Origin of the sequence: Mycobacterium sp. E183 (assembly GCF_001667735.1) — a bacterium.
GTDB lineage: Bacteria > Actinomycetota > Actinomycetes > Mycobacteriales > Mycobacteriaceae > Mycobacterium.
In genome coordinates this window covers 26,153-46,746 of the sequence record NZ_LZJN01000062.1, presented here as the reverse complement: position 1 = coordinate 46,746, position 20,594 = coordinate 26,153, and the positions used below count along the sequence as shown (strand labels likewise).

At 68.5% G+C, this 20,594-nt stretch carries 19 protein-coding genes; 7 read left to right on the top strand and 12 right to left on the bottom strand.

The window, feature by feature from the left end; all coding sequences use genetic code 11:
- Nucleotides 1–151: 151 nt before the first annotated feature.
- From A5691_RS06345 to A5691_RS06335, 3 genes are read right to left on the bottom strand one after another with little or no spacing between them, the layout of a single operon-like run.
- The gene (locus A5691_RS06345; RefSeq protein WP_067752642.1) at nucleotides 152–832 is read right to left on the bottom strand and encodes a DUF6629 family protein; all 681 of its coding nucleotides are present in this window, start codon (nucleotides 830–832) and stop codon (nucleotides 152–154) included.
- Between the two features lie 9 nt (nucleotides 833–841).
- The gene (locus A5691_RS06340; protein ID WP_067781832.1) at nucleotides 842–1,897 is read right to left on the bottom strand and encodes a putative zinc-binding metallopeptidase; all 1,056 of its coding nucleotides are present in this window, start codon (nucleotides 1,895–1,897) and stop codon (nucleotides 842–844) included.
- Entirely contained in the window at nucleotides 1,890–2,831 is a 942-nt protein-coding gene (locus A5691_RS06335; RefSeq protein WP_231968714.1) for a transglutaminase family protein, read from the bottom strand. The genes A5691_RS06340 and A5691_RS06335 overlap by 8 nt, the downstream gene beginning before the upstream one ends.
- Nucleotides 2,832–2,922: 91 nt before the next feature.
- Here A5691_RS06335 and A5691_RS06330 point away from each other — a divergent pair, with 91 nt between their 5' ends.
- Nucleotides 2,923–3,312, top strand: coding sequence for an MmcQ/YjbR family DNA-binding protein (locus tag A5691_RS06330; RefSeq protein ID WP_067752644.1), 390 nt, complete (start codon nucleotides 2,923–2,925; stop codon nucleotides 3,310–3,312).
- 3 nt (nucleotides 3,313–3,315) lie between these two features.
- Here the strand turns inward: A5691_RS06330 and A5691_RS06325 are convergent, their stop codons facing one another.
- From A5691_RS06325 to aspS, 3 genes are read right to left on the bottom strand one after another with little or no spacing between them, the layout of a single operon-like run.
- Entirely contained in the window at nucleotides 3,316–4,374 is a 1,059-nt protein-coding gene (locus A5691_RS06325; protein ID WP_068019386.1) for an aromatic acid exporter family protein, read from the bottom strand.
- 5 nt (nucleotides 4,375–4,379) lie between these two features.
- Nucleotides 4,380–4,811 carry a nitroreductase family deazaflavin-dependent oxidoreductase gene (locus A5691_RS06320; protein WP_067752650.1) on the bottom strand — a complete coding sequence of 144 codons (432 nt, stop codon included), beginning with the start codon at nucleotides 4,809–4,811 and terminating at the stop codon, nucleotides 4,380–4,382.
- Entirely contained in the window at nucleotides 4,808–6,589 is a 1,782-nt protein-coding gene (gene aspS / locus A5691_RS06315; RefSeq protein WP_156675770.1) for an aspartate--tRNA ligase, read from the bottom strand. Before aspS ends, A5691_RS06320 begins: the two co-directional genes overlap by 4 nt.
- A gap of 56 nt (nucleotides 6,590–6,645) precedes the next feature.
- On the opposite strand from aspS, the gene A5691_RS06310 reads away from it, so the two are divergent.
- The 4 genes from A5691_RS06310 to A5691_RS06295 all read left to right on the top strand — a co-directional run bounded on the left by A5691_RS06310 (nucleotide 6,646) and on the right by A5691_RS06295 (nucleotide 10,701).
- Nucleotides 6,646–7,533 (top strand): oxidoreductase, encoded by an 888-nt coding sequence (locus A5691_RS06310; protein WP_197499049.1) that lies wholly within the window; start codon nucleotides 6,646–6,648, stop codon nucleotides 7,531–7,533.
- Nucleotides 7,534–7,542: 9 nt separating this feature from the next.
- Entirely contained in the window at nucleotides 7,543–8,046 is a 504-nt protein-coding gene (locus tag A5691_RS06305; RefSeq protein ID WP_067752653.1) for an SRPBCC family protein, read from the top strand.
- 9 nt (nucleotides 8,047–8,055) lie between these two features.
- Entirely contained in the window at nucleotides 8,056–8,934 is an 879-nt protein-coding gene (locus tag A5691_RS06300) for a neutral zinc metallopeptidase (protein WP_067752656.1), read from the top strand.
- Between the two features lie 153 nt (nucleotides 8,935–9,087).
- On the top strand, nucleotides 9,088–10,701 hold the full coding sequence (locus A5691_RS06295; RefSeq protein ID WP_231982291.1) for an MFS transporter: 1,614 nt from the start codon (nucleotides 9,088–9,090) through the stop codon (nucleotides 10,699–10,701).
- A gap of 14 nt (nucleotides 10,702–10,715) precedes the next feature.
- Here A5691_RS06295 and A5691_RS06290 read toward each other — a convergent pair whose 3' ends face one another.
- Nucleotides 10,716–11,159, bottom strand: a complete 444-nt coding sequence (locus A5691_RS06290) for a hypothetical protein (RefSeq protein ID WP_067752663.1) — start codon at nucleotides 11,157–11,159, stop codon at nucleotides 10,716–10,718.
- Between the two features lie 63 nt (nucleotides 11,160–11,222).
- Between A5691_RS06290 and A5691_RS06285 the strand changes: the two genes are divergently transcribed.
- Complete coding sequence (locus tag A5691_RS06285) at nucleotides 11,223–12,068, top strand: patatin-like phospholipase family protein (protein WP_068019417.1); 846 nt, start codon at nucleotides 11,223–11,225, stop codon at nucleotides 12,066–12,068.
- Between the two features lie 46 nt (nucleotides 12,069–12,114).
- Nucleotides 12,115–13,713 carry a metallophosphoesterase family protein gene (locus A5691_RS06280; protein WP_068019392.1) on the top strand — a complete coding sequence of 533 codons (1,599 nt, stop codon included), beginning with the start codon at nucleotides 12,115–12,117 and terminating at the stop codon, nucleotides 13,711–13,713.
- Between the two features lies 1 nt (nucleotide 13,714).
- Here the strand turns inward: A5691_RS06280 and A5691_RS06275 are convergent, their stop codons facing one another.
- The 5 genes from A5691_RS06275 to mdlC all read right to left on the bottom strand — a co-directional run bounded on the left by A5691_RS06275 (nucleotide 13,715) and on the right by mdlC (nucleotide 20,564).
- On the bottom strand, nucleotides 13,715–14,746 hold the full coding sequence (locus A5691_RS06275; protein ID WP_067752670.1) for an Rv2578c family radical SAM protein: 1,032 nt from the start codon (nucleotides 14,744–14,746) through the stop codon (nucleotides 13,715–13,717).
- A 150-nt stretch (nucleotides 14,747–14,896) separates the two neighbouring features.
- The gene (locus A5691_RS06270) at nucleotides 14,897–16,198 is read right to left on the bottom strand and encodes a cytochrome P450 (RefSeq protein WP_068019395.1); all 1,302 of its coding nucleotides are present in this window, start codon (nucleotides 16,196–16,198) and stop codon (nucleotides 14,897–14,899) included.
- The gene (locus A5691_RS06265; protein ID WP_197499060.1) at nucleotides 16,195–16,869 is read right to left on the bottom strand and encodes an alpha/beta hydrolase fold domain-containing protein; all 675 of its coding nucleotides are present in this window, start codon (nucleotides 16,867–16,869) and stop codon (nucleotides 16,195–16,197) included. Before A5691_RS06265 ends, A5691_RS06270 begins: the two co-directional genes overlap by 4 nt.
- Before the next feature lie 241 nt (nucleotides 16,870–17,110).
- Entirely contained in the window at nucleotides 17,111–18,940 is a 1,830-nt protein-coding gene (locus A5691_RS06260; protein ID WP_369827177.1) for an FAD-binding oxidoreductase, read from the bottom strand.
- A 10-nt stretch (nucleotides 18,941–18,950) separates the two neighbouring features.
- Nucleotides 18,951–20,564 (bottom strand): benzoylformate decarboxylase, encoded by a 1,614-nt coding sequence (gene mdlC, locus A5691_RS06255; RefSeq protein ID WP_068019397.1) that lies wholly within the window; start codon nucleotides 20,562–20,564, stop codon nucleotides 18,951–18,953.
- Nucleotides 20,565–20,594: the final 30 nt, after the last annotated feature.

Here is a 20,594-nt window from a genome sequence, read left to right as displayed (position 1 = left end):
ACAGGCGGTCCGCGTCGCCGTCGAGCGCGTCGATAGCGTCGACGATCTCCTCACGACTGGCCTCCATACCTCAAACTCTAGAAACCCCCACCGACAAAAAAGCCCGCATTGTGACGGTTGAAGCTAAAGTGACACAAGGGATTTGAGAGAATCACACGTTCGATGCTGCGCGATCCAGGTCATCACCCCGGAAGCGGTGCTCGTCGGGCAACCGCCGCCGACGTCGCATGTGCACCAGCACCAAAACCGACAGCACGGCGGCATATATGCACCAGAACGACGCGAACGCTTCAAAGTAGAGGAGGCCGACCGCGATCAGCCCCACCAGGTTTGCCAATCCGAACGCCACAATGGAGCGATAGCCCGACAGCAACGCGGGCCCGATGACCGCGACAATGTAGAGCGTTGCCCACAAGTAACTTTCACGAGCGGCGGTCTGGTATTCCAGCGCGTGCGGGCACCTCGTCACCCCGACCGGCTTGATGAGGACGACCATCGCGAGATAGGCCGACACCACCGCACCGAGCACCGCAAACGGCGCAACCCGCAGCCGCGCGCCGCGCGGTTCGAGCATCAGGATCGCCAACGGAACCAATAGCGGGAGCACCGGCAGCGCGATGAACACATAGGCGTGCATCGCGAACTCCGCCACCCCGGCCGAGACGAAGCGATTGGGCCACACCGCCGCCTCGAGAAACTGGTGGACCGAGAACACCGCGGGCAGCGAAGCGAAAGGCACCTCGCGCCAGTGCTTCACCTCGCGCAGGCTGGCCACCGCGACCGGCACGAGGGCGGTGCCCACCACCAGGTCCGCCGTGATGGAGAAGCACATCGTCTCGACCTACCCCGCGATGGCGGCCGGTCCCCGTGACTCCGACGTCACCTCGTCGATCACGGTGTAGATGAACTTCATCTTCTCCAGCACCGCGACGGGCAGCACGAACGGGTAGAGGTCGTCATGGCCCATTGACCTGTTCACCATGTTCAGCGACCACGACAGCGGCAACCACATGTCGATGATCGTCTGAAAGGCGCTGGGGCCCAACGCCGGCCGGTCGAACGTCGCCGACGCCGACGCGAAGCCGCACCACGCCGAGGTGTCCAGGGTGTCGCGGATGTGCAGGTAGTGGGCGAACGTCTCGGCCCAGTCCTCGGCGGGATGCATGGTGGCATACGACGAGACGAAGTCCTCCTGCCAGTCCTCGGGTGGCCCCTCGCTGTAGTGGCGGTCCAGCGCCTCCTGGTAATCCGCGTCGGGATCGCCGAACAGCTCGTTGAACCGCGCGAGGTAGTCACTCGACGGCGCGATCAGCCGGTAGAAATAGTAGTGCCCGATCTCGTGCCGGAAGTGCCCCAGCAGGGTGCGATACGGCTCCTCCATCTCCACCCGGAGTTGCTCGCGGTGCACGTCGTCGCCCTCGGCGAGATCGAGCGTGATGACGCCGTTGTCGTGCCCGGTCATTACCTTCTCGTGCGCGCTGGACAGCAGGTGGAATGCCAGGCCCTGCTGGGGATCCTCGTCGCGCCCGATGATCGGCAGCTTGAGTTCGTGCAGCTCCGCGATCAGCCGCCGCTTGGCCGCCTCCGCCCGGGCGAACTCGGCCAGACCGGCGGTGTCGGCGTCGTTGGGCCGCACGGTGGTCAGCGCACAGGACGTGCAAAGCAGCCGGGGATTGTTGACGGGCACCAGCCAATTGCATTCGGCCAGTTGGAGATTGGCACACAATTGATACTCGGCGGCGTCCACGAACCCGGCGTGGTCGCCGGCGTTCTCCTCGGCGATCACCATCAGAGCCATCTGCTCGAGCGAAAACCCCAGCGCGCTGCCGCAATTCAGGCAGGTGGAGTTCTCGAACGTCAGGCGCTGGCCGCAGTTGGGGCAGTTGAAGTCACGCATGCAGCGCATCCCCCTCGAACGGCACCACGTCGACGGCGACGTCGATCACGCTGTGTTCGGAATTGGTGTAGATGATGCCGCGCAGCGGCGGCACGTCCGCGTAGTCGCGGCCGCGTCCCACGATGATGTAGCGCTCGTCGACCAGCTGGTCGTTGGTGGGATCCAGGCCGAGCCATTCGAACTGGCCTGGTTCCTGCGGGGTCCACACCCCCGCCCAGGCGTGGGTGGCGTCTATCCCGATCATTCGATCCTTTCCCGGTGGCGGGTCGGTGGCCAGGTACCCGGACACGTAGCTGGCCGCAAGACCGTTGGCGCGCAGGCAGGCGATCGCCAGCCTGGCAAAGTCTTGACATACCCCTTCCCGGGCCGCCAGAACCGCATTGACACCAGTGGAAATCGTCGTCGACCCCGAGCGGTAGGTGAAGTCGGCGAAAATCCTCGACGCGAGGTCACGCAGAACGTCGACCAGCGGGCGCCCCGGGGCGAAACTGGGCGCCGCGTACTCCCGGATCTCGTCGGTGATCTCGGGCGGATTCAGGTCGAGCGTGAATTCGGCGGCGAGCGCGCCCCTGCCGCCCACTGGGCGGGAGTCTTCCCACGGTTGCACCGCGGGCCCGCTGGTGTAGCGCCCCGGGGCGGGCGGATAGACGTCGACGATGGAGTCGCTGGTCACGGTCAGGGCATGGTGCGGCTCGGTGACGTGGAAGTAGGAGCTGATGTTGCCGTAGACGTCGACGCTGGTGGAGACGTCGGCGGCGGCCGGGTCGATGGTCAGCCGGTGCGCGACGCACCGCTGCCGCGCCGAATCGCGCGGGGTGAGGAAGCCGCGGCCGTAGGAGCCGGTCACCACGTCGGAGTACCGGTACTCGGTGCGGTGGGTGACTCGGTGGCGGCGGGCGGTCCCGGCGTCAGCTTCAGACACAAGGCTGATCACATCACACGCCGGCCGCTTGCGCGCCGTCCGCGACGCGAAATCGTTTGCCGATCCGGCGGCACGCAGACCAAACCGGGAGCACAATCGAGATGTGGCCACGTGGTACGACGTCGCCCGCATCGTCCGTGAGCTGGCACTCACCTCGGAGCCGTCCCCGCATGATTGGCGGGTCGGCAAGAAGTTGCTGGCGTGGGAGCGGCCGTTGCGCCCCTCCGAACGCGAGGCGCTGGCAGACGGGGGCGCGGAACCGCCCGGCGGCGACATCCTCGGTGTGCGGGTGTCCGACGAGGGCGTCAAGTTCGGGCTGATCGCCGACGAGCCGGACGTCTATTTCACGACACCGCATTTCGACGGCTACCCGGCGGTGCTGGTCAAACTGGACGCGATCTCGGTCCGCGACCTCGAGGAGCTGATCACCGAGGCGTGGCTGACGCAGGCCCCCAGGAAGTTGGTCCAGGAGTTCCTGGCCGACTCCCGCTGAACCTCACACGTGCCGCAGGTCGATCACGCGTTGCAGGTCGTCGACGCAGGCGCTGACGACGTCGGCGAGGATCAGCTGCGTCTTCTCGCGGGCGATCGACTGCAATTCCGAAGCGTGATGACGCGCGGACGCGATGTACGCGCACGCGCCGGCCGGATCGGCGTCGGCGAGGGCGGTCGCGGCCGCGAGCACCACCAAGACGGTGGGCACGGTCTGCGGAAGCCCGTCGCGACTGCCGTCGGCGGTAGGGGCGACGGCGCGGGCCAGTTGGAGCACCGAACCGGCCAGCAAGGCCACGTGTACGGCCTGGCGGTCGGCGGCATGGACCGTGTCGCGCATGCCCCAGCGGCGCGGCGCGACTCGCACCACCTGGCGGGCCGTGGTGCGCGCCTCGAGCAGTCCGCTGAGCTGTTCGTGCACTCGGTCGACCGCCGTCAGTGGCCAGTCGGATGGCGGCACCTTGCGTCCGACGGCGACGTCCGCCGCCCGCGACAAGACGTCGTGCAGCACGCCCAGCACGCCGACGCGCGCGTTGCGCAGCACCCTCAGCGGGTCGGCGGGGAACAGCAAGACGGCGAACACGATGGCCACCCCACCGCCGATCAGCGCGTCGAAGATGCGCTCCCAGCCCAGGCCGCTGTGAAACAGCGCCAACACCAGGATCGCCGACACCACGGTCTGGTTGGCAAACATCATCCCGTGTCCGATGAAGCCGCCCCCGATGAACACCGCGGCCCCGAGCGCGACCAAGGCGGCGATCGCGATCGGGACCGCCCCGGGGCCGAGCACGGCCTGCACCACCGAACCAAGCCCGATGCCGAGAGTTACCCCGACCATCATCTGGATGGCGCGTTGCGCGCGCAGCACGTTGCTCGTCGACAACGACACGGCGGCCGCGATCGGCGCGAAGAACGGCTGCGGATGTTCCAAGACGTCGTGCGCGAGATACCACGACAGTCCCGCGGCCACGGAGGTCTGAATCAGGTTGAACCACACCAGTCGCAGCCTTTTGTTGCCCGCACGCGCGGCGGCGAGAACAACCGACGGCCGCGAGCTGTTCACGACACCTAAGTGCGCCGCAACTCGAACAGCGGAATGACCCGGCTGGTCTTGGATTGGTACTCGGCGAAGCCGGGCGCGGCCGCGGTGATCTTGTCGAACAGCGCGTCGCGTTCGGCGCGCGGCAACTCGTGGGCGGCCACGTCGAACTCCTCGGTGCCAACCTCGACATGCGCCGCGGGGTTGGCCCGGAGATTGTGCACCCACGCCGGGCTGACGGGCGCGCCGGCGAACGAGCCGATGATGATCAGCTTGCCGTCGATGTCGAAGTAGGCCAGCGGCGACACCCGAGGCTCACCCGACTTGGCGCCGGTTGTGTGCAGCAGGAGCAGGTTGGCGCCCTCGAATTGGCCGCCGACCTTGCCGCCGTTGGATCGGAACTCGTCGATGATGCTCTGGTTGAACGCGTTGATGGTCTGGGTGTCAGGCATTTCCGTCATGCCCGGTCAACCTTCTCCGGTTTGGCGTCTATTCCGGACTCCTTGCGCTGCTGCGCGGTGATCGGCGCGGGCGCATCGGTGAGCGGGTCGACGCCGCCGCCGGTCTTCGGGAACGCGATCACCTCGCGGATCGAGTCGACGCGCGACAGCAGCGCGTTGATCCGGTCCCAGCCGAAGGCGATCCCGCCGTGCGGCGGCGCGCCAAAGGTGAACGCCTCCAACAGAAATCCGAACTTCTCCTCGGCCTCGACCTGGTCCAGGCCCATCACGGCGAATACGCGCTCCTGGATGTCGCGGCGGTGGATACGTATCGATCCCCCACCGATCTCGTTGCCGTTGCAGACGATGTCGTAGGCGTCGGCCAGCACGGCGCCGGGGTCGGTGTCGACCACGTCGGAGTACTCGGGCTTGGGCGAGGTGAACGCGTGGTGTACCGCCGTCCACGCGCCCGAGCCGACGGCCACGTCCCCGGCGGCGGTCGCCTCGTCGGCGGGCTCGAACAGCGGCGGGTCCACCACCCAGACGAACGCCCACGCCTCGGGATCGATCATGTCGAGCCGGCTGGCGATCTCTCCGCGGGCGGCGCCCAGCAGTGCGCGCGACGGCTTGGGCAGGCCGGCGGAGAAGAAGATGCAGTCCCCCGGCTCGGCCCCGACGTGGGCGGCCAGGCCGTCGCGCTCGGCGTCGGTCAGGTTTTTGGCCACCGGGCCGCCCAGCGTGCCGTCATCTCCGACGAGCACGTAGGCCAGCCCGCGGTGGCCGCGCTGCTTGGCCCAGTCCTGCCAGCCGTCCAGCGTCCTACGCGGCTGCGACGCCCCGCCCGGCATCACCACCGCGCCCACGTACGGCGCCTGGAAGACACGAAACGTGGTGTCTTTGAAGAACTCTGTGCACTCGACGAGCTCCAGCCCGAACCGCATGTCCGGCTTGTCGGAGCCGAATCGGCGCATCGCGTCGGCATAGGTGATCCGCGGGATGGGTGTGGGGACCTGGTAGCCGATCAGCGTCCACAGCGCGGTCAGGATCTCCTCGGAGATCGCGATGATGTCCTCGGCGTCGACGAAGCTCATCTCCATGTCGAGCTGGGTGAACTCGGGCTGCCGGTCGGCGCGGAAATCCTCGTCCCGGTAGCAGCGGGCGATCTGGTAGTAGCGCTCCATCCCGGCCACCATCAGCAACTGCTTGAACAGCTGCGGGCTCTGGGGCAGGGCGTAGAACGAGCCGGGGTGCAGCCGGGCCGGCACCAGGAAGTCGCGCGCGCCCTCCGGCGTCGACCGGGTGATCGTCGGCGTCTCGATCTCGACGAAGTCGTGGCCGGCCAGCACCGCGCGGGCGGCGGCATTCACCTTGGAGCGCAGGCGAAGCGCCGCGGCCGGCCCGTCGCGGCGCAGGTCGAGGTAGCGGTACTTCAGCCGCAGCTCCTCGCCGGCGGGCTCGTCGAGCTGGAACGGCAGCGGCGCGCTCTCGCCGAGCACGGTCAGGGTGGCGACGTTGACCTCGATGTCGCCGGTGGCGATCTCCGGGTTGGCGTTGCCCTCCGGCCGGATCTCGACGACACCGGTGACCGCGACGCAGAATTCGGCGCGCAACCGGTGCGCCTGCGCCAGCACGTCAGCGTTGCGGAACACCACCTGCGCGACCCCCGAGGCGTCGCGCAGATCGATGAAGATGACGCCGCCGTGGTCGCGGCGGCGAGCCACCCAGCCCGCTAGCGTCACCTGCTGTCCGGCGTCGCTGCTTCTCAGCGACCCGGCGGCGTGGCTGCGCAGCACAAACACTCCCTTTCCCGCGGTTGGAACGAGTGCCCAGTCTAGAGGGAGGTAATTTCGGTCCTATCGTCACCAACATCGCACTCGTCGGTCCCGGCGCCGTCGGCACCACGATCGCCGCGCTGCTTCACCAGGCAGGGCATTCGGTGCTGGTGTGCGGTCACACCCCCCGGGAAAGCATCGAATTGCGGCCGGACGGCGCGGATCCGATCGTGGTACCCGGCCCCGTGCACACCGATCCGGGCGAGGTCACCGGGCCGGTCGACGTCGTGCTGCTGGCGGTCAAGGCCACCCAGAACGACGCGGCGTCGGGCTGGCTGACCCGGCTGTGCGACCCGCACACGATCGTCGTCGTGCTGCAGAACGGCGTGGAGCAGGCCGAGCAGGTGCAGCCGCACTGCCCGTCGTCGCCGGTGGTGCCCGGCATCGTGTGGTACTCGGCGGAGACCCAGCCCGAGGGTTGGGTGCGGCTGCGCACCGAAGCGACGCTGGTGTTGCCCAGCGGGCCCGCGGCGCAGACGGTCGCCGACCTGCTGCGCGGAGCCGGGTGCCGGGTGGACTGCGACCCCGACTTCGTCACCGCCGCCTGGCGCAAGTTGCTCACCAATGCGCTGGCCGGGTTCATGGCGCTGTCCGGGCGGCGATCCGGCATGTTCCGCCGCGACGACGTCACCGAACTGTCGCGGCGCTACGTCGCCGAATGCCTGGCGGTCGCGCGGGCCGAGGGCGCCAAGCTGCCCGACACCATCGTCGACGAGCTGGCCGAGATGTTCCGGCACGTCGCCGAGGACATGGGCACCTCGATCCTGGCCGACCGGGAGAACCGCCGGCGGATGGAGTGGGACATCCGCAACGGGGTGATCAGCCGCAAGGGCCGCGCCCATGATCTGGCTACGCCGATCAGCGACGTCCTTGTGCCGCTGCTGGCCGCGGCGAGCGACGGCCCCGGCTAGATTATTTCCATGTTCCCCTGCGACCGCGTCGACCTGAGCTTCATCGACAGCGCGCCCTTCGTGTATCGCAACAGCGTCGACCTCGCGATCACCCCCGAGCAGCTGTTCGAGGTGCTCGCCGACGCGGAGTCCTGGCCCCGCTGGGCGAGCGTGATCACCAAGGTGACCTGGACCAGCCCCGAGCCGCGCGGCGTGGGCACCACCCGCGTCGTCGAGATGCGCGGTGGCCTGGTCGGCAACGAAGAGTATCTGGCGTGGGAGCCGTTCAGCCACATGGCTTTTCGGTTCAACGAATGCTCGACGCAGGCCGTCGCGGCATTCGCCGAGGACTACCGGGTCGAGGTCATCCCGGGTGGGTGCCGGCTGACGTGGACCATGGCGCAGAAGCCCGCGGGCCCGGCGCGGCTGGCGATGTACGCGGTGGGGCCGCTGCTCAACCTGGGGCTCCGCCGATTCCTGCGCAACCTGCGCAATTACACCGATACGCGGTTCGCCGAAACCGGGCAACGTTAGGAGCGGGCGATGAGCTTCAACGAGGGTATGCAGATCGACACCAGCACCGCGTCGTCGTCGGGCGGCGGCGGCATGGGGATGGCCGTCGGGGGCGGCGGCCTCGGGCTGCTCATCCTGATCGGCGCGTTGCTGTTGGGCGTCGACCCGGGCCGCGTGCTCAACCAGCAGCAGACGAACACCGGCGGCTACTCGGCGCCCGGGTTCGACCTGAGCCAGTGCAAGACCGGGGCCGACGCCAACAAGTACGTGCAGTGCCGCGTGGTCGCCACCGGCAACTCGGTGGACGCGGTGTGGAAGCAGCTGATGCAGGGCTACACCCGGCCGCACGTCCGGTTGTTCACCGGCTCGGTGGACACGGGCTGCGGGCCGGCCACCACCGCGGTGGGGCCGTTCTATTGCCCCGTTGACCAGACGGCGTACTTCGACACCGACTTCTTCCAGGAGCTGGTCGACAAATTCGGTTCCAGCGGTGGGCCGTTCGCGCAGGAGTACGTGGTGGCCCACGAATACGGCCACCACGTGCAGCAATTGCAGGGCATCCTGGGCCGCTCGCAGCAGGGGGCGAAGGGCGCAGGCGGCAACGGCGTGCGCACGGAGCTGCAGGCGGACTGCTACGCCGGGATCTGGGCGCACTACGCGTCGACCGTCAAGCAGGAGAGCACCGGCGTGCCCTATCTGCAGCCGCTGAGCGATCAGGACATCCAGGACGCGCTCTCGGCCGCGGCGTCGGTGGGCGACGACCGCATCCAGAAGGAAGCGACGGGGCGGGTCAACCCCGAGTCGTGGACGCACGGCTCGTCGGAGCAGCGGCAGCACTGGTTCACCGTCGGCTACCAGACGGGTGACCCGAAGAAGTGCGACACCTTCGCCGCTCCGAATTTGGGCTAGCCCCAATCTTTCTCGTGCCCGCTGGCGGCGTCGAGGTCTATTACGGCGGCCAGCCGATCACGAGGCGGACACCGGCGGTGACGCCGCGCCGTCATGCGCGCGTTGGGTGCGTGTCTTAGACTTCTACCCCGCCGCACGACGCGAAAGGCTCGCATGTCGGATATGACGCAGGAGCGCACCGACAGCGGGGAGATATCGGTCTGGGCGCCGTTGCGCAATCAGGTTTTCCGCGCATTGTTCGTCGCGCAGTTCGTCTCCAACGTGGGCACCTGGATGCAAAGCGTGGCGGCGCAATGGGTCTTGGTCGAAGGCCACAGCAGCGCCACCGTCGTCGCACTGGTCCAGACCGCGAGCCTGGGGCCGACGCTCGTGCTGGCGCTGTTCGCCGGTGCGCTCGCCGACGTCTTCGACCAGCGACGGTTGCTGATCGTCCTGCAGTCGTATGCGGTGGTGGTAGCGCTCGCGCTGGCCGGGCTGACCTACTTCGGGCGCCTCACCCCGACCGCACTGCTGCTGTTCACCCTGGCGATCGGCATCGCCTCCGCGATCACGGCGCCGGCCTGGCAGGCGATCCAACCGGAGGTCGTCCCCCGCGAGCAGATCACGTCCGCCGCAACGCTGGCCAGCGTCTCGGTCAACGTCGCCCGGGTGGTCGGGCCCGCCATCGGCGGCATCGTCCTGGCGGTGGCGGGCCCGGCGGCGGTCTTCGCGATCAACGCGATCTCGTTCGTGGGCATCATCGTCGCCCTGGCGGGGTGGCGGCGACCCAAGCAGATCGCGCCCATCGAACGGGAGCACCTCGGCCAGGCGATCTTGACCGGGTTGGGCTACGTGGTCAACGGTCCGATCTTCCGCAGGATCCTGCTGCGCGCGGCCCTGTTCGTCTTCCCCGCCTCGGCCCTGCTGGCCCTGCTGCCCGTGACGGCCGCCGCCACCTGGCACCTGGGGGCCGGCGGCTACGGCGTGGCGCTGGGCGCCATCGGTGTGGGCGCGGTGCTCGCCGTCGCGGTCCCGGCGCCGTTACGCCAGAAGGTGCCGCCCAACACGCTGCTGGCGGTGTGCGCGGCCGCGTACGGCGCCGCCACCCTTGCGGTGGTCTTTCTGCCGTTCGCGGCGGCGGCGCCCTTCCTGGTGTTGTCGGGGATGACCTGGCTGATCACGTTGACGACGTTGAACGCCGCGGCGCAGCTGCATCTGCCGCGCTGGGTTCGCGCCCGCGGGCTGGCGATGTACCTGCTGGTATTCACGGGCTCCCAGGCGGTCGGCTCGTACCTCTGGGGTGTCGTCGCCACGCGCGAGGGGCTCGGCGTGGCGTTGACCGTGGCGGCGGTGTTGCTGGGCGTCACCGCGCTGAGCGTCGTCCCGTTCGGGCTGCGCCCGGAGACCGGGAAGCTGAGCCGCGACATCTCCCGGGCCTGGCCGATGCCGATGGTCGTGTTCGAGCCATGCCCCAACGACGGACCGGTGCTGGTGACCGTGCGCTACCGCGTCGCGACGGACACCCTCCAGGACTTCGTCGAGGCGATGAGCGCGGTGCGGCGCTCACGGCTGCGCACGGGGGGCCACAGCTGGGGGCTCTATCACAGCCTCGAGCATCCCGACACGGTCCTCGAGCGGTTCACCGTGCCGTCGTGGACCGAATTCGAACGCCAGCACACCGAACGCTGGCTGGAGTCCGACCACGACGGGGTGACCAGGGCGGTCGGCTACACGCTCGACCACACCCGGCGGCACGAGTACTACCTCGCGCTGCGGGTGCACCGCTGAGCGGACCTACCGGTTCACCAGGGCCGCGTCGAGCAGGTCACGCCGGTGGTGGCGCTCTGCGTCACCACGACCTGACCGTCGACGGCGATCTGGCACTGGATCTGCGGCGTGTTCGACGAATCGCAATCCGGCCAGTGACAACCGCCGCTCGCGTTCACGAACGCCCACTTATTCGGGTCGTTCAACGTCGTGTTGTACACCAGCGGCTGCCCCGCGGCGAACGCCGTCTGCACGCTGTTGAGGAACTGCGACGAGTTCGCGTCGAAGGCAGCCTGGCTCGGCGGATCGGTGTTCATGTACCGGACGTTGCCGGTGAGGTTGCCGGTGGCGGTGATGGTGTAAGTCACCTGGTGGCCGGCCGGGTCCGCGGATGAGGTCGCGGGCGTGACGGCCACCGCTGCGGCGGCCGCAAACGTCGCCACCGCGACCCCCGTGGTCACTATTCGCACGTTCGTCATATCGAAAACGCTACCCAATTCGTTACGGCGCTACGCGTGCTCGCAGGTCCCTACTATGCATTTGTGCCCACGGCCTTCGTGTTGTCCGGCGGGGCCAGCCTCGGCGCTATCCACGTCGGAATGCTGCTCGCCCTGGCCGACGAGGGGGAACGGCCCGACCTGATCGTCGGGACGTCGGTCGGCGCGGTCAACGGCGGGTGGATCGCCTCGCGACCCGATCTCCCGGGGATTCGGGGGCTGGCCGAGCTATGGACGTCGCTGTCGCGGAGGGACATCTTTCCGACGCACCCGATCGCAGGCGCGATGGGCATGCTGGGCCGCCGGTCGCACCTGGTGCCCAATGTCGGGTTGCGACGGCTGCTCGCCGAGAAGCTCGAGTTCGCGCGGCTCGAGGACGCGCCGATCCCCCTGCATGTGGTGGCCACCGACGTCGTCTCCGGCGGCGACGTCCTGCTGTCGTCGGGGAACGCCGTGGACGCGATCGCGGCCAGCGCCGCGATTCCCGGCGTTTTTCCACCGGTCCGGGTGAACGGCCGCGACCTGATGGACGGCGGCGTGGTCAACAACACGCCGGTGTCGCACGCCATCGCGCTGGGCGCCGACCGGGTCTGGGTGCTCCCGACCGGCTACTCGTGCGCCCTGCCCGCGGCGCCGAAGACGGCGGTCAACATGGCGTTGCACGCCCTGACCCTGGCCGTGAACCATCGCCTCGCCGTCGACGTCGAACGCTTCGAGCGAACGGTCGACCTGCGGGTCGTCCGCCCGCTGTGCCCCGTCGCCATCTCCGGGGCCGACTTCTCCCACGGTGCAACGCTTATCGAACGGTCGCACGCGGCCACCCGCGAGTGGCTGGCGGCCCGCCCGCCCTCCACCGGGCAGGCGGGACTGCTCGAGCCGCACAGCCACTAGCGCGCCCGTTCCGCGGACGTTCACCCCGCTCGGGTATGAAGCAGGGGTGGTCGACGAACCCGCACCGCCCCACGGCGGTGCTGCCGCGCCCGGCATCAGCCGCCGCAGGTTGTTGACCACCAGCGCGGTCTCGGCCGCCCTCGGGGCGGGCGTCGGGGGTGGCGCCGCCTTGGTGTGGTCCCACCGCGGTGCGCCCGCCTTCGTCTACCAGCCGAGCCGCGCCGGCGCGCCGCCGGTGACGGGGCTGCACCTGCAATTCGGCAGGCAGGCCGCCTCGGAGGTGGTGGTGTCCTGGCACACCGTCGACGCGATCCGCAACCCCCGCGTCAGCTACGGCACGCCGGCGTCGGGCCTCGGCCGGACCGTGGCGGCCGAAACCCGCACCTACCGCGATGCCAAGTCCAACACCGAAGTCCGCGTGAATCACGCCCGCTTGACCGGCCTCGCCCCGGACACCGACTATGTGTACGCCGCCGTGCACGACGGCGCCGAGCCGGAGATGGGCACCATCAGGACGGCACCGTCCGGCCGAAAGCCGTTCCGATTCACCAGCTTCGGAGATCAGTCCACGCCGACGCTGGTGAGGATGCCCGACGGCAGCTACGGCACGGACAACATCGGCTCGCCCGCGTCGGCCGACACCACGCTGGCGGTCGAGCGGATGGCGCCGCTGTTCAATCTGATCAACGGCGACCTGTGCTACGCCAACCTCGCGCAAGACCGGATCCGTACCTGGTCCGCGTGGTTCGAGAACAACACCCGCTCGGCGCGCTACCGGCCGTGGATGCCGGCGGCAGGCAACCACGAAAACGAATTGGGCAACGGCCCAATCGGTTACGGCGCCTATCAGGCGTACTTCGCGGTGCCCGACTCGGGCTCGAGCCCGGAGACGCGCGGGCTCTGGTATTCGTTCACCGCCGGCTCGGTGCGGGTGATCAGCCTGAACAACGACGACGTGGCGTTTCAGGACGGCGGCAACTTCTACGTGCACGGATACTCGGGTGGTGAGCAAAAGCGTTGGCTGGCAGCCGAACTCGCCGCAGCGCGGCGTGATCCGGACATTGATTGGGTGGTCGTGTGCATGCACCAGACGGCGATCTCCAGCGCCGACAAGCCCGCCAACGGCGCCGACCTGGGAATCCGCGAGGCATGGCTCCCGTTGTTCGACGAGTACCAGGTCGACCTGGTGGTGTGCGGCCACGAACACCACTACGAGCGCTCGCACCCCTTGCGCGGAACACTGCCGACCGACACCCGCACACCGATCCCCGTCGACACCCGCGGCGACGTCATCGACGCGACCAAGGGAACGGTGCATCTCGTCATCGGCGGCGGCGGCACGTCCGCGCCCACCAACGCGTTCTTGTTCCCCGAGCCGCGCTGCCGTGTGCTGACCGGCGTCGGCGCGTTCGATCCGGCGCTCGGGCCCAAGCCGCCGATCTACGTCGTGGAGGACGCGCCGTGGTCCGCGTTCAGAGACCGGGACAATCCCTATGGGTTCGCGGCGTTCGACGTGGACCCGGGCCAGCCCGGTGGCAACACCTCGATCAAGGCCACGCACTACGCGTTGAGCGGGCCGTTCGGCGCGGTCACCGAGGTGGACCGGTTCACGCTGACCAAGCCGCGCCGCGACAAACCGGCCTAGGTCAAAACAGCGTCGCCTGAACGTGTTCCGGCTCCGCCGGGGTAGCCGCGACGGGGCGCCGGAACGACCGCAGCTCGCCGCCGAGCCGGTATTTCGCGATCAGCGGCGCGGCCCGGCCCCGCAGCATCTCGCGGTAATCCGGGGGCAGGTACGCACCGCGCCGGTAAAGCTCGCGGTAGCGGGCCACCAAGTCGGGATGCGAGCGCGCCAGCCAGGCCATGAACCAGCCACGCGTCGAGCCGCGCAGGTGCAGGCCGAAGACCGTGACACCGGTGGCGCCGGCCGCCGCGATCTGGCCGAGCAGCCGATCGAGGTGCTCCGTCGAGTCGGTCAGCTGCGGCAGCACCGGCGCCACCATCACGTGGCAGTCCAGGCCGGCCTCGCGGATCGCCGCGATCAGGCCCAGGCGCGCCTGCGGACTCGGCGTGCCCGGCTCGACGTCGCGATGCAGGTCCGGGTCACCGACCGCCAGCGACACCGCGACCGACAGCGGAACGTGTTGCGCCGCATCGGCGATCAACGGCAGGTCGCGCCGCAGCAGCGTGCCCTTGGTGAGGATCGACAGCGGTGTGCCGGATTCGGCGAGGGCGGCGATGATGCCGGGCATCAGCGCGTAGCGCCCCTCCGCCCGCTGGTAGGGATCGGTGTTGGTGCCCAGCGCGACGGTCTCGCGCCGCCACGACGGCCGGCGCAGCTCGCGGCGAAGGACCTCGGCGACGTTGGTCTTGACGATGACCTGGCTGTCGAAGTCGTTGCCGCAGTTCAAGTCCAGGTATTCGTGTGTGGGCCGCGCGAAGCAGTAGCGGCATGCGTGCGAGCAACCGCGGTAGCCGTTGACGGTGTACCGGAACGGCAGCGCGGAGGCGTCCGGCACCTTGTTGAGTGCCGACTTGCACAGCACCTCGTGAAACGTGATGCCCTCGAAGTGCGGGGCCCGCACGCTGCGGACGAGGCCGATCCGCTGCAGCCCCGGTAGCGCCCCGTCCTCGACGGGGTCCCCGTTGACGGCGACCGCCTGGCCCGCCCAGCGCATGACCTCTATTCGAACATCCGTTCGACATCGAGTCAAGCTTTGGGGTCGAGTCGGGTGTGACCGGGCACCTCGATCGCCGGCGGGGGCTCGGCGATGGCCGCACCCCGAAGGCGTTGAGCGTGGCCGACGAGTCTGCGCGGTGCCTGTGTTTCAGGGCCGGCGTCTCAATCGAATGCCGACACGCGAGTGGTCGAGCGTGCGTGGCAGCGGTCGGTGTGGGTCCAGATTGGCACCGGTCGCCGCCGGGCTGCGCTCGCCGAGGACGGCCGTCAATACGGCGACGCCGATTCGTAGCGCAAGGTCGGCGCCCGGGCATGCTTGCGGGCCGTGACTGAAGAAGTTGAATGACCACGACGATTGGGCGGCCCCTTGGGTCCACGCTGTGGGATTGAACTGATCGGCCCCGGGGAAACGGCTGGTGTCGCGGTGGTTGAAGGTGTTGACGATCATGACTTGTGTTCCCGCGGGCACGATCTCGCCGTCCCACTTGGTGGGCCCGGTGAGGGTTCGCGCCAAGACGGGGGTGCTGGGCCAGAGGCGCATCGCTTCGGATAGGCAGCCCACGAGGTAGTCGTGGGCACTGTGTTCGTCGATTGCGTTCTGCGCGTTGAGGAGAATCTCGGTGTGTGTGGCCAGCAGCGCCAGACAACGCCAGAGATTGATGGCCAGGGTGTCACCCATCGCGAACATCCAGTGGATGACTTGATGGGTCGGGTACGTGACGTCGGAGGCGGGCGCCGCGGCGAATTGTCCGACCAGGCTGTGTGCGTCCGCGGCTTGAGCGTAGCGGCTCAGCGCGGTCAGGAAGGTGTCGAAAAGCTCGGGGTCTCCCCTGCCGGGTGGGTTGGCTTTGGCCATCAGCGTCACGAGTTGCGCCGATATTTTTTGGTCGTCAGCTGCGTTGTCGCCGAGAATGATTCGGCGCGCGATTCGCTGTATCACGCTGTGAAACCATGGCCAGTCAAGGTTGTCGGGCATGGCTCGGGCTTCCTGGTCCGCGACGGTGTCGCACCGGTGGGCGACCGCGCCGCTACCGGCGGCTTGCGCCAGGACAGCCTCGGTGAATCGGCGGCGGTCGGACCAATGGTCGCCTCGTGAGATGGTCAGGGCGTGCGGCTGGAATTTGTTCATTCCGGAGAGTTTGGGCTCGGGGTCGGACGCGAAAGGCTCCGGCGCGTGGGAGAGTACGAAACGGATCTGATCCGGGCCGAAGACGAGCAGCGTGGGCTTGCCTCCCACCTTCACCCAGATCGGTCCGTCACCGTAGCGCCGGTGCAGCGCGGTGAGCAGCCGGTGTGCGCTGCGGGCGACACCGGCTCGGTTGAGCGCAGCGGTTACCGCGGGTCGGCGGCTGAAGAGGCCCTCGGCCACGTTGGGCAGCGCCACCAGCGTGGTGAAGCGCAGGCTTTCGAGTGTGGTGGTGTGCGGGAGGCCGACTGTGCGACTCGTCAAAATTGCTCACTTTTGACGAGGGCGGCGTCGATGTGGCCGAGCAGTGCGCGGCGTGCGGGCTTGGCTTCCGGAACGGGCAGCAGCGGGTAGACGTGAATCGCCCCGGGCTGCTCGTGGTAGGCAATGCGGCCGGTGCCGATGGTGTCCCGCAGCCGGCGGCAGTCGGCGACGAAGATGTCGCGGTCGCCGACGTAGAGGTCGATGGGTGGAAGATTGTGCAGCGCACCGAAGATGGGGCTGACCCGGTAGTCGTCCGCCGGGAGATGTCCGGCCCATACGCGGCCGCACTCGCGCAGGCCGGGAACCGCGAGCCAGGGGTCGCGCTTGGCGAGGGTTGGGATGGCGGGATTGGTCAGTGCGATGTCGAGCCACGGACTGATCAGGGTGAGCCCGAGCGGCGGGGTGGCTCCGGCGCTGATGGTCGCCTGGGTAGCGGCGAGCGCCAGGCCCCCGCCGGAGGAGTCACCGGCCAGATAGGTGGGCCCGTCATGCGCGGCTCGGCCGATCACGTGCCCGAGGAAGTCGATCGCTTCCTCGGCATGGTGCTGCGGCGCGAGTCCGTAGAGGGGGACGTGCACAGGGCGCCGGGTCGCGTCGGCGATCGCGCAGACGAGTTTCCAGTGCGCGGGCGCGATCTGGTTGACGTAGGCGCCCCCGTGGACGTAGACCACCGACGGGCCGCGGGCAGGAATTGGCGTACCGCTCGCCGATTGCACTGTGTAGCAATCGAACCCGCCCACGGTGGCACGGGTCAGACGGTAACGAGCTGACGTCGCGATCCCAGGCGGTGGCCCGCCGCTGTTCTTGGGCCGATTGAGATAGGCGCGCGCGCTTCGCGCAGTGGCATAGGTGCGAGGTCGACGGACGACTCGCCCGTAGGTAGCGATGGCATGCATCTGCCAGGACATCGGTCTACCGTGCGACCGCGATCTTGAAGACAGCGCTGGTGATCGTCCCGAATGCGTTTCCCCCGCCGATGAACAGCCGTTTGGTGTCGTAGCCCGCGACGTCTTTCATGTTCTGGCCGCCGAAGCGGGCAGCGGCGGCACCGTCGGGGAGGACGACCTCGACGCCGAGCAGCCCGTGGCGCACCTCGAGGCGTTCCTGGCCGGTCGCGTTGGCGATCAGTTCGCCGACGGTGCGGTCGAGGCCCTCCATTGGGACGGCCGGGCAGGTCACACCTTGCTCGTGGAGTTTGCGCGACAGGTCGCCGAGGGTGACCGCGGCGCCGACCACCAGGTTCAAGTTGCCGGTGTTGACCTCGACCGTGGTGTCGTCGCCGTCGGCGTGCGGTGCGGTGTTCGGATGACCTTCGAGCGCCGCGCGCACGGCGGCTTCGAACGCAGGCAGCGCGGGTTCTTCTGGTGAGGGTTCGGGCAACATGATGCCGGGGTTGAAGGTGTGCGCGGGATCGAAGACCCGCTTGAGGATGCGTTGCGCGGCGATCTCGACCGGGGTGAAGCGTTTCGTCATGAATTGGATTTTCTCGGTGCCCACCCCGTGCTCGCCGGTGATCGTGCCATCCAGCTTCAATGCCGCTTCGATGATCTCGTTGTTGGCGGCTTCCAAAGCCGCGGGCGCGTCGGGGTTCTCCTTGTCGTAAAAGGTGGTCGGGTGTAGGTCCCCGTCTCCGGCATGTCCGGTCACGGCGATGAACAGCAGGGCGTCCGAGTGTCGTTTGGCGGCGTCCTGGATTGCCTGCTGCATCTCCGGAATGTGTTGGCGCGGAACGGTGACGTCGCCGATGAAGAAGCCTTTGCCGCTGTGCACGACGGCGTCCGGGGCGTGCAGGCGTCCGTACCAGAGCTTGGCGCGGGCGTCGTCATCATCGGCGCGGCGCACCTCGGTGGCGTGTTGTCGCAAAACCTTTTCTACGATCGCGCCGTCGCGGTCGACCTCGGCGGCGGTCCCGTCGACGTCGATGAGCACGATCGCGTCGGCGTCGGTGGGATAGCCGGTGTCGGTGAACTGCTGCAGGCCGTTGATGCCGGCTCGGTCGAGCCATTCGACCGCCGCGGGCACGGTCCCGGTCCGGATGATCGCGGAGATGGTTTCAGCTGCCTCCCGGGCGGTGTCGAAGCTGCCCATCAGGCTGCGAGTGACCGGCGCAATGGGGCGCAACGCGACGGTCGCCTCCGTGAGGATCGCAAGAGTACCTTCCGACCCGATCAGCACCCCGAGCAGATCCGGGCCGTCGTCGGCCGCGCTGAGGTTGATCACGGTGCCATCAGCCAGAACCGCTTCGACGCCGAGGACGTGGTTGTAGGTGACGCCGTACTTGAGAGCGTGTGGCCCACCGGCGTTTTCGATGATGTTGCCGCCGACGCTAGCCAGATGTGCCGATACCGGGTCGGGTGAGAACACCAGTTTGTGTGGGGCTAGCTGCTGTTGCAGATCGAAGTTGATGACACCGGGCTGGACCCGAGCCGTGCGAGCTGCCGGGTTGATGTCGAGGATCTGGTTCATCTGGGTCAGATCGATCACCACGCGGTCCGCGCCGGCCATGACTCCGGCACTGCAGTTCGATGCGCCGGCGCGGGTAACCAACGAAACATGATGTTCAGCAGCAACTTTGACGGCGGCGACGACGTCGTCGCGACTGCGCGGGCGCAACACCAGACCAGGTTGTCGGCCGAAACCCCAGTAATCTTTGGTGTGTTCGGCCAGGGTGGCCTCGTCGGCGGCCACCGCGTCGCGGCCCTGAAGCGCCGCGGCGAACGCCGAAATGATCGTGCCGTCCACCAGAAGTCTCCTAGCTGCCGAATCCCCCGGGCACGGGTGTCGTGCGGGCGTTGATCAGGGTGGGACGGTCGCGGTCGGCGATGCCGGCTTTGACCAGTTCGAATACCTCGTCGGAGCTGTGCGCTTCGTGGGCGTCGACGCCGTAGCTGGCCGCGGTCGCGACGATGTCGAGGCCGGGGATGTCGAGCCCGGGGACGTTCGGGGTCTTTTCCCACACGCCGAACTCTTTGACCACACCGTATTCGGCGTTAGACGCCACCACCACGGTGAGGGGGATGTTGTAGCGCGCCGCGCTCCACAGCGCGGTGATCGCATAGTGGATGGAGCCGTCACCCATGCACGACACGACCGGCCGGTCCGGAGCCGCGACTTGAGCACCGACCGAGGCCGGCAGGCCCCAGCCGAGTCCCCCGCCGGCGGCCGACAGATGTGACCGCGGATTGCCCGGACGGATGCTTTCGGTCATGGTGATCTCGTTGCTGCCCGCTTCGCTGACCCATAGCGTGTCCGCGGGTGCGGCGTGAGCAACAGCGGTCCACAGATCCGCGGGCTTCAGCGGCACCTGCTCCGAAACCCGTTCGGGGACTGCGGCGCGTGGCGCGGGCGCGGAGCGCTGGGTGGGTTTGACCGCCGCCGCCAAGGCCCGAGTGGCGGCGCGAATGTCCGCGACGATCGCGTCACCGACGGGGGCGCGGGCGGCCTCGTCGGGATCGTTGGTGATCTGGATCAAGCGAGCGCCCTCGGGCAGGTACGGCCCGGGCACCAGCGGGTAATAGCGGAACACCGGCGTCCCGATCGTGAGGATCAGGTCGTGGCCCGCGAGCAGCCCGGAGATCCAGCCCGCCCCCGGGGGCAGCGCGCCGTGATAGAGCCGGTGATTCTCCGGGAAGCCGCTCCAGCCGGTCAATGGTGCGGTGTATACCGGCGATTCGGTGCGCTCGGCCAGCTCGATCACCGCGTCATACGCGTCGTAGCGGTCGATATCGCCGCCCACAATGATCGCCGGGGAGGTGGCGGCGTCGAGTTGTGCGCCGACCTGCTCGGCCAGCTCGGTCGGGAAACCGGTTGCGTGGGTCACCGTGCGTTCGCGCACCACCGCGATGTCGGCGAGCTGGCCGTCGGTCAGTTCGATCGGCATGTCGTCCATCGGCAGCGAGACGAACACCGGGCCCATCGGCGGGGTGGTGGCCAGGTGGATCGCCCGGGCCAGCACGGCCGGGGACTCGCTGGCGGTCGCCGGCTCGGCGGCCCACTTCACGAACGGCTTTGGCGTGGTGGTGGGTTCGTGATTGGTCAGCAGGCAGTACTGGTTCTGCATGTTGCGGCGCTGGTTGCCCGCGGTGATGAGCAGCGGCGTCTTGTTGACGTAGGCGTTGTAGATCTGGCCTTGCGCGTTACCCATGCCGGGGGCGGTGTGCAGGTTGACCACGGCGGGACGGCGGGTGACTTGAGCGTAGGCGTCGGCCATCCCGACCGGGATCATCTCCTGCAGGCCCAGGAAGTAGCGGAAGTCGTCGGGAAAGTCCTGCAGCAGTGCCAATTCCGACGAGCCGGGGTTGCCGAACCAGGTGGTCAGATCGTGTGAGCGGAACAGGTCGAGGATGGCGTCGCGCACTGTGGTCATGGAAGGCCGTTGCTTTCGTTCGCAGTTGTG